Raw genomic sequence first — 15032 nt, 5'->3', positions numbered from 1 at the left:
ACCAGTGTCTGCGCCGATGAGTTATCGGTGTAGGAGCGCATATCATTGGTAGCGTCTTTTATTTTCGAATCTGTATATACGTTTGCATTATCTTCAGCGTTATTTGCTTGCTGATCAGCATATGATTTCGCACCTGCATCACCAGCATCAACATAACTTTGATCCACGCCGTTACTGATATTTGAAATTGTATTATCTACGTATGATTGCATGTCACTAAATTTAGAGTCAGTGTATGCATTTGCGTTCGATTCAGCCGCCGCAGCTTTTGAATCTGCATGATTTTTAGCGTTCTGTTCCGCTGTTGCAGCCTTCTGATCTGCATATTTTTTTGACGCAGCATCAGCGGCATCAACATAACTTTTATCAACTCCATTATTTTCAACATACGATTTCATTTCGTCGTATCTTTGGTCTGTATAATCTTTTGATATATCTATTCCTTTATTAACAGCGTCTGCAACATCTGGTTCATCCATCTGCGTACAGTGTTCATCCCCGCCGCCTGAGCGAGTGCACTCATTAGTCCAGCGAACATGAGAACCATCATCAGTAAAATCAGCCATCGCAGGATCTGACAACAGTGAAGACATAACAAGCAAATAAATTTTAGAGTATTTCATTTAAATTTCCTTTTTCTAGCAAAAAAGGAAGTAAACAAAAACTACGATATTTCCCCCACAGAAAACCATATTCGCATTTTTAGTATTTTTTCAGGGTTAACTGCAATAGACCTCGGCAGAAACATTTTCAGACTAAATCTCATTTATCTTCTGTTCCTTAAACCACCATCAAGACTTTTAGTGTTGACACTGTCAACACTGGTCATTTTATGAGCTAAAATAACTACTACGGATTTTGTCCATCGTTCGTGAGACAAACTCACGTCTGCTTCGCTTTATCTCACGGTTGAACTCTTTTGTTGCCGATATGCTAACAATTTTTTGTTTCACAGGCGCAAGCTTAGGTATATCCCCTTTATCTCCTATATTAAACAGTCCCTCTCTTGCCCGTTTCAGGTTTGCCAGCAAATACGCAGTGACGTTCCTGACTTCCGTTGCTTTCATACGACCAGCCAGATCGTCCAGGATTCGCTGCCCTAACTCTCTAGGTAACGCTCCAAGCTGCCGCTCCAGCATATCCCGGTCGGGCATATTCAGTCGTTCGATTACCGCTGTCGGCCATGACAACCGACTTTCGCCCCCTACGTACGTATCTTTTACACTCTGTGTAAAACTACGTACGTAACGGTTCGATTTTCGAACTAAGCCGCCATCCCTTGATTTCCGGCTTAGTTCGGAATCTGAACCCGGTAAAATATCCCCCTTCAGACAGCCCAGTTCGGATTCCGAACTCTGTGATTTTTGACCCGGTTCGGTTTCAGAACTGGGGATTTTCTTCTGCCATGATGACACTATTTCCTGCGGAGTTTGTGGAGCGGACAAACGCGCTTCTATCAGCGCAACGTGCGAATGCCGGTGACGCATACGGGTATCGGATTTGATTTCCTGCAAAACGGCCAGCGCCGTCAGGCGTATCGTTTTATTGGTGTGTCGGCAGGCATCAGCAACGGCGTCAAGCCAGCCGGGGTCGAAATATTCCGCGTCAAACAGTCCCAGTGGCTCATCATGTTGGGCATAGATATTGCCGCGAATGCGCCCAGATTTATCTCTGACTCGCTTGCAAAGGCTCAGCCATCCGGTAAGACGTAGCATTAACAGCGCCCTGCTGATCGTCTCACGAGAGGCTTTATCAGAATGAGGTAATGCCAGTTGACATTGCAATTCGTCGTAGGTAGGAAAAACAGCGCCCTCGTTCTGCTGGGCGTACAGCCGGATCATCACCCACGCCATCTTATCCAGTGGCGATAATCGGCTATCCAGAAATAAGTGCCGAGGAACGGCGTCATGCACGTTCCCCAGAAAGAGCAATCCACTCTGCTCATTAGTCTGCTCGCCGGATTGTGTTTTTTGCTCAATCCGGTTTTGCATCTTCGCCAGCGTACACTGGATAACATCATCGACGGGAACAACGGCCATCAGGCGGCACTCCATCCTTTGGTTAACGTCCAGACTGCGGTTAACGAAATGTCCTGCTGCTCAGCGATTAGCATCATGGCCTCTAGTGCATCCAGTGATTCCAAGTTGTCAACGTTCGATGCCTTCCATTGCCGCCACACCTCCAGTTCCTGCTCTTCTGTAGGGATCTGAGTGCGCCCCTGTCGGGTTACAACGCCAACAAGGCGTCGCCGGGAGCTGACCTCCGTCGCCGTCAGGCCAAAAAAATGCTGCATCAGCTCGATAGAGCCACCCAGCGTTAACGCCCTGTCGATACGCTGCGTCCGGCTCTGTTCACGACGGGCCTGCGCCAGCATGGTGTTCAGGTTGGTATGGTTAATGCGGAAGGTCAGAAGCGATACCTGCGTATTCACCAGATAATGCAGATCCTCGACGGTTAAGCTGTTTAGTTCCTGAATCTCTTCCAGCGTTAACCCCATCGCCTCACAACGGCGGATATTGCCGGATTTCAGCTCCATTACAATCTGCGTTAAAAGTGCATTCATTACGCACGCCCTCCATAAATAATCGCAATATCAACAGCCCATGCCAGAAAACAAAACAGAATGATGATCCATGATGTGGCTTCAGCTTTCATCGTATCCTCCATATCCAACACGCCACCGAAACTCTGTAATGGTCTGACATTCAACGCACAGCCTGACGCCCATAACAGCTCTGCGACGGGCCTCCGGGATCTCATGTCCACATCGTTCGCATTCAGCGGAAGATATCGCCGGTGATATAAATGAAGAGCGAATGCGTTCTACCTGGCTATCGACCATCAATTGGGTCACTTCCTGCGCCTCATCAATCCAGTCAGCTTTCATGCTGTTTCCCCCCTGAATGTCTCACGTTGCAGCTCGCGCAAACGGCGCACTACCCTGATTAAACGCAGGAATTTCACCGCATACACATCATCAAATAATGGAGCATCTAACGGACCGGAACTGGATGCACCGATAAGAAACCCGGTTAATATCGATATAGGCATATCCGTCGCCTCACCGCACAACGTAGCCAGAGGTTCGCCATCTGGGTTTGATGAGAGGGAATAACCCGTTCCCAGGAGAGATTTATCTTCCTGAACAGCATCTTCAACCCCCATCACCTCCGCCAGTTCGAAAGCCAGGCGAAACGCGATGTCCTGTAGATGTTCAACATCATCCTGTAACGCCGGGATATGCCAGATATCGGTTACCGGCTCCAGCCCGTTCGCGGCAAAAGTGATAGTATTTGCAGGTGGTTCCAGGAGCGGCTCGTCACCAGCAGAAGGTCCTGGCTCAGCGCCCGGAAGAGTGTCGGGTAAGTCAGGTGTTGAATCCCGGAGGGTATTCCCATCATAAAGATCTAGCGGTTCTTCATCGGGCGGGTGATCCAGATCATTGGAGGAATTGCCCTCAGTTGTGACAGGCCTTTTCTCCTTTAACCCGGAATCAGTAGCAACGGAGGGCGGTTCAGCAGCCGGTGGTTGTGAAGGCTCATCATGGATTTTGTCCGCATCCAGAACATGCTGGGGAAGCGGCTCCGGCGCACCGAAGAGTTTGCGCCGGTTCTGTTCCTGTGGATCGAGTTCAATCAGCCAGCTATCGTAGGTCAGTTGCGGATCGGGCATCGCCTTCAACAGGGCCGCAATCAGCTCTTCTTTAAAGACATCGGCTGAGTAGTAATCCGCGTCGTCAAAAGCGCGACAAACACCACCAAAGACATCATTAAATTCCTGTTCCGGAGGCAACGCGACGTTCTGACTGAAGGCTTGCCAAGCTTTTTCTGCCGCTGTTCGCAACGTAATTAGCTGGGCGATCTGAGGTCGTCCCATACCTGAATTAAGCAAGTTGGGCATCCACGGATAAAGGTACTCAATTGTCGCCACCATACGACTGATATTCGAATGGTGAACCGGATAACCCGCCTCTTTCAGCAGATCGGCCAGCTCACGCTGGCTCACTTCGCGCCCCAGCTGTTCCTCGTAAATAGCTCTCGCCTTTTCGATACCAAAGGCTTTCTCAATAAATGACAGCTCGCCACGCACATCATTCTCGGCCAGATGACCGATGACACACTGCAAACGTCCCGGCCACGGCTTTACTATGCACTGGACGCGGTTAAAGCGTTCATCACCGGTTTCTATATACAGTTCAGTCAGGGCGGAATAGCGAGTGTTTCCGCCGTCGCTGAAGATATAAACATCCTCAGGATTTTCCGGATCTTTGGTAACTTTAGGCACCGAATCCAGCCCCCGGGCGCGGATCGACGCTTTGATATCTTCATACTTCGGGTTGCGGGATGTTCGGGGGTTATCAGGATTAGGGCGCAACTGCTCCAGCGTTAATACCATCGGCATTTCATTTATCGGCAACACCACAGCAGAGCTTCCAGTATTCGGGGTACGGCCCCGCTGAAGCAACTTTTCGCCTAACTGGCTGGATTTCTTAGAAGTCATAGCGACCTCCTGTGAAATCCTCAAAACGGGTAATCTCCGCCTGGTACTGTACTTTTACAGTACCAATCGGGCCATTACGCTGCTTGCCAAGAATAATTTCGGCCACACCGGGTTCAGACGTATCGGCGTCATACACTTCATCCCGATAAACAAACATAATCAGATCGGCATCCTGCTCCAGCGCCCCGGAGTCACGCAGATCGCCATTATTCGGGCGCTTATCTGCCCGGCTTTCCAGTGACCGGTTAAGCTGTGATAACGCCACCACCGGACAACCAATTTCTTTCGCCAGCGCCTTGAGTGAGCGGGAGATTTCCGCGATCTCCTGCGTCCGGTTCTCCTGCCCCGGGCAGCGCATCAGTTGCAGGTAATCCAGCAGGATCAGGGATGGATTACCGTATTTACGGATATTCCGCCGTACCTTTGAACGCAGGATTGTCGGAGTCATGTAACTGGAATCATCGATTACCAGCCTTCCTTTCCAGTCTTCAAGCAGGACTTTCATTGCTGCACTAACACGCGCCCAGTCTTCATCCTGCATATCGCCATTGCGCAGGTGTTGCAGAGGCACACGCCCCAGCATGGCGGTAAAGCGCATTAGCAACTGCTCGGTAGGCATTTCCAGACTGTAAACCTGTACAGCCATGTCCGGTCGTTCATTCAACGCCCCTTCGCAGAATGCCAATCCAAAAGCAGTTTTCCCCATTGACGGACGGCCAGCCAGCAAAATCAGGTCGCTGGGCTGGAAGCCGCTGGTCATCGTATTCAGTTGAGCAAAACCGGTAGGCGTACCGGTAATGAGATCTTCACTACTGCAACGTTGCTCTAATTGATTGAGGAAGGATTCCAGTGAGGCATACAGATCAACGTCGCCATCCGGAGATTGTTGTTCGGCAATAGCAAAGATGCGGCGCTCAGCTTCATCCAGTAATACCGTCAGGTCACTTCTGCCATCGCTGGCCTGTCCGACCAGATCATGCCCCAGTTCCAGCAACCGACGCTTTTGGCCGTAGCTGGCAACATACTCCGCATAAGCCACAATATTGGCCGCACTGGGCGTATTTTTGGAGAGTTCAGCGAGATAGGCAAAACCGCCACACTGTTCTAATGTCCCCTGCTGCTCCATTGATTCAGCCAGAGTAATCAGATCGATGGGCTTGTTCCGAAGCAGAAGAGCCTGCATCACTGAGAAAATCACGCCATGCGGTCGCGAATAAAAGCTGTCGGCAGAAATAATCGTTGCGATATCATCCCAGCGATCGTTATCGAGCATCAGGCCACCAAGAACGGCTTGTTCGGCGCTGATGGAGTGCGGCGGCGATATCTTTTCGGCGTTATTCATGCTGGCCTCCGACGCTACGACATTCAGCCAACGCTTTATTCAGACGAGCCAGCCAGGACGGGGAGACAAGAAACAGCGGCCAGCCATCCCGTTCGACATCAAGATAAACGGCAGAACCAGCAGAATAGCCAACTTCAAAGAAACGCCACTCCCGGGGAGAATCAATCTCCATATCCATACTGAGATCAACAAGCTGGTTATCCGGCATCAGGTTCCATACTTCGAGCTGGGATTCACAGCAATCCCACATCGTCATCAATAGACCGGGTATTTTTTCCAGTGCATCAGCGTAAGTTTCGGCTTCAAAAAAGACCCACTGCTCATCAACTGTGATCCGGCCATCGCGGTTTAAGAGGCTGTACGTTGCCCGATAGAGCCTCATCACTTATCCCCCTTCGGCTGGTTTTGCAGTACTGCATCAAAACGGTCGCGCCACTGGGGGAATAATTCACAGGCCAGATCATGCATAGTCTGCGCCGCTGGCAGACTCTTACGGTCAGTATGGTATTCAAGACGGTGAGCGGGTTGTCCCCGCGTATGGCCCAGTTTGTAGACTTCAAGATCGTAGATTTGGGTTTCGAGCAGAGTGACGGGGGGAATATCCGCTTTGCTATACGTTCCATCTGTAATTATCGTAGTTAATGCGCTCAGCGCTTCTTCGGCCAGCAGGGTGTAATCCATGCAGTTGACCAATATCTTCATTGGCGGCAACGCAATACCAAACCCACGGTAGGGAAGCAGTTCTTCCATCAATCCCACCGTTCCTCGTAAGAATTCCCGAATATCAGGCATTACAGGCTTTACAACTGCCAGCGCGGTATGTGTTGTCGCCAGAAGCATCTGCTCCAGCATGATTGAGCGAGCGCCTTGTGTGTCACCAATAATTACGTCATAAGAAGCAAATAATGGATGCTGTAGCTGATTACGTAATCGGATGCGCCCATCCGGCGCGTGCATCATTGCCGTTTTTAGTTGTCCGTGAGGATCGTTGGAAATTATCAGATCAAGATTTTCAATGCAGGTATGGGAAATTAACTGTTCCGGATGGTTAAGATCTACAGTCTGCATAAGTAGCTCATACAGACCACATGGAGCTTCATAACGAAGAGGGTAATAACTGGAGACGGTTGGCTGACGGTAATCGCCATCAAGCAGGAGAGTTTTGAGACCGGCATCGGCACATAAGCCTGCCAGGTTGGCAGATTTAGTAGACTTACCTTCACCGCCTTTGGTAGAAATTACTGAAATTACATGCATATAAGTCACCTGTATATGATTTACAGGTAACAAACGTTCTATGCGTGTTTAAATCAGGGATTGAAAATCCCCGTGTCCTTGGTTCGATTCCGAGTCCGGGCACCAAATTCATATAAACGGACCTCCACGGAGGTCCGTTTTTCGTTTCAGGACGCCACGATTTAAGCGTTCTGCCTCCAAATCAATTCTACCGAACTCAACCAGATTCCCCCCACATCAACCCTATTGTGTGGGTATAATTGCGGGTATACCCCAGTTCGACAGAATTTGTACCCTCTTTAACGCATTCAGAAGGCTGAACTATGGCACTGACTGACGCAAAAATCCGGGCTGCAAAGCCCACTGACAAGGCTTATAAACTCACTGACGGGGCTGGCATGTTCCTGCTGGTACATCCTAATGGTTCCCGTTACTGGCGTCTCCGTTATCGTATTCTGGGTAAGGAGAAGACTCTGGCACTTGGTGTGTATCCAGAAGTTTCTCTCTCCGAAGCTCGTACAAAACGGGATGAGGCCCGAAAACTGATTTCGGAGGGGGTTGACCCTTGCGAACAGAAAAGAGCTAAAAAAGTAGTCCCTGATTTACAGCTCTCTTTTGAACATATTGCACGACGCTGGCATGCCAGTAATAAACAATGGGCACAATCACACAGCGATAAAGTACTCAAAAGCCTCGAGACTCACGTTTTCCCCTTTATCGGCAACCGGGATATCACAACACTCAATACCCCGGATCTGCTTATCCCTGTTCGTGCTGCAGAAGCTAAACAAATTTATGAAATCGCCAGTCGTCTGCAGCAAAGAATATCTGCCGTAATGCGTTATGCCGTACAGTCTGGCATCATCAGATATAATCCTGCTCTGGATATGGCTGGCGCATTGACTACGGTAAAACGCCAGCATCGCCCCGCTCTTGATCTTTCTCGCCTGCCTGAACTTTTGTCACGTATTGGCAGTTACAAGGGGCAACCTGTCACCCAGCTTGCCGTTATGCTGAATTTACTGGTTTTTATTCGTTCCAGTGAACTCAGATACGCCCGCTGGTCTGAAATTGATATTGACAATGCCATGTGGACTATTCCAGCCGAACGCAAACCTCTGCCAGGCGTAAAATTCTCACACCGGGGCTCCAAGATGCGAACACCACATCTTGTGCCACTCAGCAAACAGGCTGTAGCCATACTGACAGAACTTCAGACATGGGCAGGTGAAAATGGTCTGATATTTACGGGTGCACATGACCCGCGTAAACCAATCAGTGAAAATACTGTAAATAAAGCCCTGAGGGTGATGGGGTATGACACAACCCGGGAAGTCTGTGGCCATGGATTCCGGGCAATGGCGTGCAGTGCATTGATTGAATCAGGTTTGTGGTCCCGCGATGCTGTGGAACGTCAGATGAGCCATCAGGAGCGTAATGGTGTACGTGCTGCGTATATCCATAAAGCAGAACATCTGGAAGAACGTCGACTGATGCTACAGTGGTGGGCAGATTTTCTGGATGCGAACAGAGAACAATGTATCAGCCCGTTTGAATATGCAAAGATTAACAATCCATTAAAATAGTAATCATCCCGGGCTGCCAGCCCGGGAATTATTTTCTGAATATTTTTCTTTGTGAGTAACTGGAAAAAGGATAGCGAAGTAAATTACTTTAATGAATTATTCCAGGGGCTCATTAAAGTTCTTTCGTAATACTTTGTAGTCAAACACGTTATGGTTTGCATCAAAAACATCTGATTTTCCCTGCCAGCGGATAATTACCTCTTCCGGCGTTTCCGGCTGTCCGTCTCTGGTTAACCCCATCCATGCATTAATCAGATAATCATTATACGCAGTGGAAAAAACGCTGTTCACCGTCTGGCGATCGACATGCTCTCCCAGTGTCGGGCTGTACCAGATAAACATCGGAACATGATAAGCCTGCTGACTGGGTTTGATTCCACCATGAAAATAGGCATGTTCTTTTGTCGGGTCATACTCCAGACCGTGATCTGAAAAATACATGACTGATGCCCGACGCGTTTCCAGCATGGCGAAAATCTGTCCCAACAAACTGTCGGTATAATGAATGGAATTATCGTAGCAGACTTCTTCTGTATCCAGCGGTTTAAACACGGCTTTATCTCTGGGCCAGTTACTGCAGACTGGCTCATGGCTGCCCGTCAGATGCAGAACAATCAGTTTCCTGCTTCCCGGATTACTGTTCAGTGCTTCAGCCAGGTGTGGGAGCAGTAACTCATCATAGCCTCTGACATAAATTCTGTTTCTGGCCCGCATGGCGATACTGGCCACAGCCGTTCCGTTCTGTCGGAAAGCGGACTGCGCACTGAGCCACCAGGTATCGAACCCCACCTGATTCGCCATGTTGATAATATTATCGGGGTAACGGCGAACATCATGATGCAGCACGGTATCAGCAGATAATGCCAGCGGTACCGCAAGAGCGGTATAAGGTGCCCCGCTGATTGCCTGAGTGAACAGTTTCAGTCGTGATTTCTGTTTCTGAAGCTCTGGTGTGGTTGGGCGCGAATACCCGTAAATGGACATGTTATCAGTCCTTGCAGATTCACCAATCACCAGAACAAATACGTCAGTGTTGTTATCCGTAATCACCAGATCGTAGTGAGGTATGGTATCAGCAATCGTCATTAATCTCTGATGCTCCTTTGCGGCCAGTGCAAAATAGTTCAGATTAAAGAAAGGGGTATATGTGGCAAACCGGGAAGCGACTATGTAAGGATCAACTTCATTTATTTGATACTGTTTCTTCAACGCAAACTGGAAGGAAGAATATAACGTTACTGTAATTAACAATAAAAATGTAATTACCGTGACCTTTTCCGATGGCAATGAGGACGTTTTATTTATTGCTGAACAGAAGAACAATAAAAAGAGGATAATAAATGCGATAACATAAACAACATACATCCTGAACATTCTTATTACTTCATCAGGATCTGTCTGAAGGATACTGATTGCAAAACCATCATTGAATGTGGTGTCAAATGTACACCATGAATACAGGCTGATACTGATATCTGCAGCAGTCAGTAATGTGAACGGGAAGGCAAGAATCAAACGCAACGTAATCGATTTCATTGCCTTAATAATAAGAAGTGCCAGGATAAAGAATAATATCCGGTAAATCAGATGCGCTCCTGAGGATACAAGGAGATTAGAAAGGGTAAAGACAACCACTGATAACACGAGGCGCTTATCATTGCTAATCCGTGGCCAGTGTATGAATGGAAGATTAATTTTCATAATAATTGAGTAAAAGCGATATTTCTGTCCGGCGCCGCTCGCTGAACATGCCGTGACAGGTAAATACATTTTTCTGAATAATCATAAAACAGGTATCATCCGCCGCCACAAATGTAACGGCGTAAACAGGAACGTCATGATGTTTTCTTTCGTGACAGAAGAGAACCGCACATACCACCCGCAATCATTATCATCAGGAATAACATCCCCAGGCCAACGATTACTCTTAATGCCGGATGAACCCGATCGGCGAGAAAAAATAACTCCATCCCGAAACCAATAACAAGCCAGGCCAGCGCCATTCCGACGAGCCCTTTTAACAGCAATCTCACGATCTTCTCCTTCTGCGTTCTTAACGAAAATGTCTTACAATAACAGCAGCCGGAGAAAGCAACGCTGGCTGCTGAACGGAATGACATTTTACTGTTTTATGTTCTCTCAGTTTCTGTCCTGACGCCGCCATTAATGGCATTACAGTTTATTCAGAATAAGGCAGGCGGCCTGGTTTAATGCAATAAACTCCTGCCAGCTGTACTGAGACTGATAATTCAGTAAATACTGGTCTTCAACCCGGCAAATCTGTGGGCGTTTATCATAAATTGCACACAAATGAGAATCAGTCTGATAGTGACGGCAAATACCGTCACCACGATCCAGACATTGCGTTTCACCCGCCCTGTTGACATGACGACAACAGGCCCCACACTGGTTACAGGGAAATGGAGGGTGTAATTTCATCGCTTATTTAACCAGTCACGAACAGAAGCCACATTTCCTGACTCAAACGGCAACGCAATCCCTCGTCGGCTGACTTCTTCTCTCAGCAGAATTCCGCGCTCTATCTCACTGTTTACGCTATCCAGATGAAGTGAAAAATGATTTAACGCGGCAGCATCAACAGAAAATTCCAGTGCAGTAAGTTCCACAAGATAGCGATCAAGTTCAGCATTGACTGCCTGAAAGTATTCCAGTGACCGCCGGAACTTATCCTTAAATTTGTCCAGAAATGCCCATACCCGCTGCATAACCTCGCTATATTCGAGATAATAATTCATCACCAGCCCGAGAATACCTGTCGTCAGCGCACCACAAAAGGCAGCAAGCTCTGAACCAAATGGAAAAATAAGGATCTGCGCCATCGCCTCATTTATCATCACCCCACCGGCAACAGCCACACCTGCTGCTATCAGTTTAGTGACCGCTTTGGCTAACTGCCCCGGCGATAATCCCTCCGGGTTAAATACCAGGACTTTAAAGGCCTGAACGAGGTTGTTCCACATTTCCCTGATAAGCCGGACAATCATTCTTTCCGTCGTCAGGAATATATTTAACAGCGTTGTGGTAATACCTGACAGTATCCCTCCGATGACACCATCTTTAAAGGCAATTAAAAAAGAACTGAATTTTTCCTGTACTCGTTCCTGGCAGGCACGTAATGCTGACGTTATTTCGGACAGGCATTTGCCGGCGCAGAATGAGTTCCGTTGCTGTCTGATAATATGCGGGATTCGTTCCCTCAGTTCGAACCAGATCTCGGCAAGAATAAGCCCCAGCATCTGTCGCGTCCCCATACGAAAACCGGAATTAAGTGAAGCACTGGCAACAGCAGTAGCAAACTTACTACTCAGGTAATAGCTCTGATTAATCGTGGCCTCGTATTTTTCCCGGGCATATTTATCAGCCCTTTCCATACGCTCAGTATCTGCATCAGCTTTTTTTCTCAGACTTATCAGACGTTTCTTTTCTTTTTCTGTCAGTGTTGCCTGAGATTCAAGCTCTGCTATCTGCCTTAACGTATCTTCTCTGTTTTTCTGCAGCGTGCAAATAAACGCATCCATTGAGTCTGCTTTCTTTGATTTATTGAGCGACTCATGAGTGAATGCCAGATTTGAAGCGTCATTTGCCAGTTCTGCACCATCCCGTTCAGCAAGAATTCTCCCCGGATCATCATGAATTTCTTTAGCGGAAATAATATGATCCAGATTTTTTTTATCGTCTGAAGCAAACACTTCGCCTGTATATGCATCAGTAAGAGTCCCTGCCTGATGTGCACGCTTTCCTTTCCGGTTCGTCGCGATGTAGTTCTCATGGCTGTGGTAATGATGAGAATCATAGTCGCCACGACCTTCATACCGCTGTCGCTCAGCCTCCGTGGCATAAATACCATTACGCACATTATGGATAGTGTCAACATCACCACCCTTACGATCATTTAGCAACAGAAAATCCAGCCCGAATGATGTAACCAGGCTCTTCACCATGGTCTGATGTAACTCTTCTGTCCAGTCAAATTTTTCCACATTCATGTTATTTCACTTCTTGTAAAGCCGGGCTTTAACGCCCGGTAAATCATTAACTCCGGGATGAAAAATCATCAAATTTCACAACCGAACTGGCCAGTACATCATCCAGCTCTTCCTTATTAATAACATTCATTCCATTATCATCCTTTTCCATTTCAATAACGTTATCTTTTATCACAGCCTCACCATTTTCCTGTTTCCGCGGTTTAAACAGTGGCGTTGTAATAATATCCGTCATAATAGCGGCCAGTGAATATCCATGGTCAATAAGCATAATGATTTCATCTGATACATTGATATCCTGTTGTTCTGTAATAACAGAATGCATGGATTTAAGCGGTTCAAAATAGTGTTTAATAAATACAGCATGCATTCTGTTCAGTGCAGTGAGAATTTCATCAACGTATTGATTAACTTTTGCAAAATGCTCCCGGGCCAGATTCATTTTCTTAACTGCCCGTTCAACTTTGCAGGCACACTGATGGGCATTTTCAAGAGCTTTCGTCGCATGTCTGTCGTAAGCCCAGCCCGCTATGGCAATCAACGGTGCAGCCACTGCAGTGCCTAATACCATTGCGCCACCAGCCATTCCCATGCCCCCTGCAGCCAGTGAGCCCCCACCAATTGCCGCCATCGTCGCGTTATAAGCCGCGGCACCAGAAAGCGCTGCAATGGGTGTACCTGTGGAAGCCGCTGCAAATGCCATCACTCCGCTATACACAGCAAAACCCGCAGCAGCCCCGGAAACTCCGGCAGCAACGACCGTACTGAGATATTCTGTCGCTGAAATGGCCAGGTTCTGAATCTTATCGATGTTATGTTGCGGGACACTCAGTTTCAGGTCTTTATTGCCCTCTTTTTCCAGACGCGCCAGGAGCTCTGCAGCAATCCTGTCGAACTCACTGAAATCTTTACCAATCTCAAGCTCTTTATTTCCGAGCGTTGTTAATTTTGATGATGTCTGAGCTTCAGACTGCTCAAATTTTCCTTTATGCTCCTCGTAACGCTCTTTTGCTTTTTCGAGCACATCCTCTGCTTCTGACTTTTTTTGATATCCATCGTAAGCTTTTTTTCCGCCGAATGCCGCAGCACCGGCAGCCACACCCAAAATAATGAAAGGTAATGCCATTCTTTTCCTCCTGTACAGATTACTTTATCATCAGTCAACTGAAGTATTTCAGGAAACATTCTCAGCGGTGAGGTATTTTCCTAACATTGTTAACACGGCTTCTTTCAGCCATACTGGTTCAATAATTTCAACATTCGGTAGCCAGTATAAAATCAACGGGATAATTTGATTTTTATGTGCAGCCTTGCATGACAGCGTAATGCCATTGTCATGTTTGTGTAGCAATTGCTGGTAAGGAAGTAAGTCCCGTCGCAAAAAATAATGGGCGATATTACTGTGAATGAACAACACTACATCAAATGTTTTGTCGCTCACCCACGGGTCACATGACTCACTTACTAGTGACTGTATTTCCTCACTCTTTGCAAACTTTTCTTTTTTTATATCCAGCCATTTTATTTTAGCTAATGAAAACGACTTTAACCTGTTCTCTTCAGTAGCCAGCAAATACCATATACTTCTCTGATTAGTTAATTTATAAGGATGAACGATTCTGGTCTTACCGGCATATGCAATCTGGCAAACATTACTGTTGCGGATCGTTTTTTCAAGAACACCAAGATATTTTCTTAAATCATCCCTGATGGTGTGCTCAGGGTTATGAAACTGAACACGAATATGCTTTTCGGTTGCCCTGTTTTCTAATTTCTGCCAGAAACCTTCATCCCGTTCAGGAAAAATCGCATCAGTATCCAGTAACCTGGCCAGAGATTTGTGCAGTGATTCTTTGCTCTGGTTTCCTGCTCTTGCCGAAATAAGCCGGTATTTTCCATCGCCACAGGCTTCAATAAAGGGAGAAAGCATATTCAGATCACGATATGCTGTTCGCTCAGTGATGTTGTATTTTTTCATCAAATTATGGCGACTGACCACGCCATAACTCTGTAATTCAACAAGGATATCAACCAAACGCTCCGCTGAGCGATTTCTCGTTGAGTCAGCCATAAATCACTGCACCTTAGTATTACTCTTGTGTAAGTGAATTATATAAATACCCCTGACATCATTTGTCAGTTCCACAAAGCTACGCCCTCCGGTAACAGATTTTTATTTGATTATGTTCAAACTTTAAACCAGATGTCCGGGACCTCTTTCGTAATGCGGTTTATTGTTTCCGGAAGGGTTGATATAGCCAAAAAACAACATACCCCAACAACAGTCTTTTTTCATTTAACAGGCTGGCAACCATACTGCGCACCACCTGTCCCCTGTAAAAAATCAACGAGAGTAATATT

General features: G+C 47.1%; 13 protein-coding genes and 1 pseudogene. 1 reads left to right on the top strand and 13 read right to left on the bottom strand.

Going from position 1 to position 15032, the window contains the following annotated elements; all coding sequences use genetic code 11:
* From FEK47_RS21180 to FEK47_RS21145, 8 genes and pseudogenes are all read right to left on the bottom strand, one after another.
* Nucleotides 1-623: pseudogene (locus FEK47_RS21180) on the bottom strand (hypothetical protein); the annotation flags it as partial.
* A 207-nt stretch (nucleotides 624-830) separates the two neighbouring features.
* The gene (locus FEK47_RS21175) at nucleotides 831-2039 is read right to left on the bottom strand and encodes an STY4528 family pathogenicity island replication protein (RefSeq protein ID WP_138183362.1); all 1209 of its coding nucleotides are present in this window, start codon (nucleotides 2037-2039) and stop codon (nucleotides 831-833) included.
* On the bottom strand, nucleotides 2039-2563 hold the full coding sequence (locus FEK47_RS21170) for a DUF2857 domain-containing protein (RefSeq protein WP_135487275.1): 525 nt from the start codon (nucleotides 2561-2563) through the stop codon (nucleotides 2039-2041). The genes FEK47_RS21175 and FEK47_RS21170 overlap by 1 nt, the downstream gene beginning before the upstream one ends.
* Before the next feature lie 81 nt (nucleotides 2564-2644).
* Complete coding sequence (locus tag FEK47_RS21165) at nucleotides 2645-2887, bottom strand: TraR/DksA C4-type zinc finger protein (RefSeq protein WP_135487276.1); 243 nt, start codon at nucleotides 2885-2887, stop codon at nucleotides 2645-2647.
* Nucleotides 2884-4500 (bottom strand): ParB family protein, encoded by a 1617-nt coding sequence (locus tag FEK47_RS21160; RefSeq protein ID WP_135487277.1) that lies wholly within the window; start codon nucleotides 4498-4500, stop codon nucleotides 2884-2886. Before FEK47_RS21160 ends, FEK47_RS21165 begins: the two co-directional genes overlap by 4 nt.
* Entirely contained in the window at nucleotides 4490-5842 is a 1353-nt protein-coding gene (dnaB-PI, locus tag FEK47_RS21155; RefSeq protein ID WP_135487278.1) for an SPI-7-type island replicative DNA helicase, read from the bottom strand. Before dnaB-PI ends, FEK47_RS21160 begins: the two co-directional genes overlap by 11 nt.
* Nucleotides 5835-6224, bottom strand: coding sequence for a hypothetical protein (locus FEK47_RS21150; protein WP_087901595.1), 390 nt, complete (start codon nucleotides 6222-6224; stop codon nucleotides 5835-5837). Before FEK47_RS21150 ends, dnaB-PI begins: the two co-directional genes overlap by 8 nt.
* Nucleotides 6224-7099 carry a ParA family protein gene (locus FEK47_RS21145; RefSeq protein ID WP_087901594.1) on the bottom strand — a complete coding sequence of 292 codons (876 nt, stop codon included), beginning with the start codon at nucleotides 7097-7099 and terminating at the stop codon, nucleotides 6224-6226. Before FEK47_RS21145 ends, FEK47_RS21150 begins: the two co-directional genes overlap by 1 nt.
* Before the next feature lie 302 nt (nucleotides 7100-7401).
* On the opposite strand from FEK47_RS21145, the gene FEK47_RS21140 reads away from it, so the two are divergent.
* Nucleotides 7402-8664, top strand: a complete 1263-nt coding sequence (locus tag FEK47_RS21140) for an integrase arm-type DNA-binding domain-containing protein (protein WP_001601294.1) — start codon at nucleotides 7402-7404, stop codon at nucleotides 8662-8664.
* Between the two features lie 96 nt (nucleotides 8665-8760).
* Here FEK47_RS21140 and FEK47_RS21135 read toward each other — a convergent pair whose 3' ends face one another.
* From FEK47_RS21135 to FEK47_RS21105, 5 genes are all read right to left on the bottom strand, one after another.
* Nucleotides 8761-10434, bottom strand: a complete 1674-nt coding sequence (locus tag FEK47_RS21135) for a sulfatase-like hydrolase/transferase (protein ID WP_135487279.1) — start codon at nucleotides 10432-10434, stop codon at nucleotides 8761-8763.
* Nucleotides 10435-10499: 65 nt separating this feature from the next.
* On the bottom strand, nucleotides 10500-10697 hold the full coding sequence (locus FEK47_RS21125) for a hypothetical protein (RefSeq protein WP_001238004.1): 198 nt from the start codon (nucleotides 10695-10697) through the stop codon (nucleotides 10500-10502).
* Between the two features lie 402 nt (nucleotides 10698-11099).
* Nucleotides 11100-12671, bottom strand: coding sequence for a cobalamin adenosyltransferase (locus FEK47_RS21115; protein ID WP_135487280.1), 1572 nt, complete (start codon nucleotides 12669-12671; stop codon nucleotides 11100-11102).
* 46 nt (nucleotides 12672-12717) lie between these two features.
* Nucleotides 12718-13797 (bottom strand): chemotaxis protein, encoded by a 1080-nt coding sequence (locus FEK47_RS21110; protein WP_138183361.1) that lies wholly within the window; start codon nucleotides 13795-13797, stop codon nucleotides 12718-12720.
* A 48-nt stretch (nucleotides 13798-13845) separates the two neighbouring features.
* Nucleotides 13846-14742 carry a WYL domain-containing protein gene (locus tag FEK47_RS21105; RefSeq protein WP_001601289.1) on the bottom strand — a complete coding sequence of 299 codons (897 nt, stop codon included), beginning with the start codon at nucleotides 14740-14742 and terminating at the stop codon, nucleotides 13846-13848.
* Nucleotides 14743-15032 lie beyond the last annotated feature (290 nt).

Origin of the sequence: Escherichia sp. E3659 (assembly GCF_005781135.1) — a bacterium.
Classification (GTDB): domain Bacteria; phylum Pseudomonadota; class Gammaproteobacteria; order Enterobacterales; family Enterobacteriaceae; genus Escherichia.
Note: the sequence above shows the minus strand (reverse complement) of the source record. Positions and strands in the feature narration are given on the sequence as shown.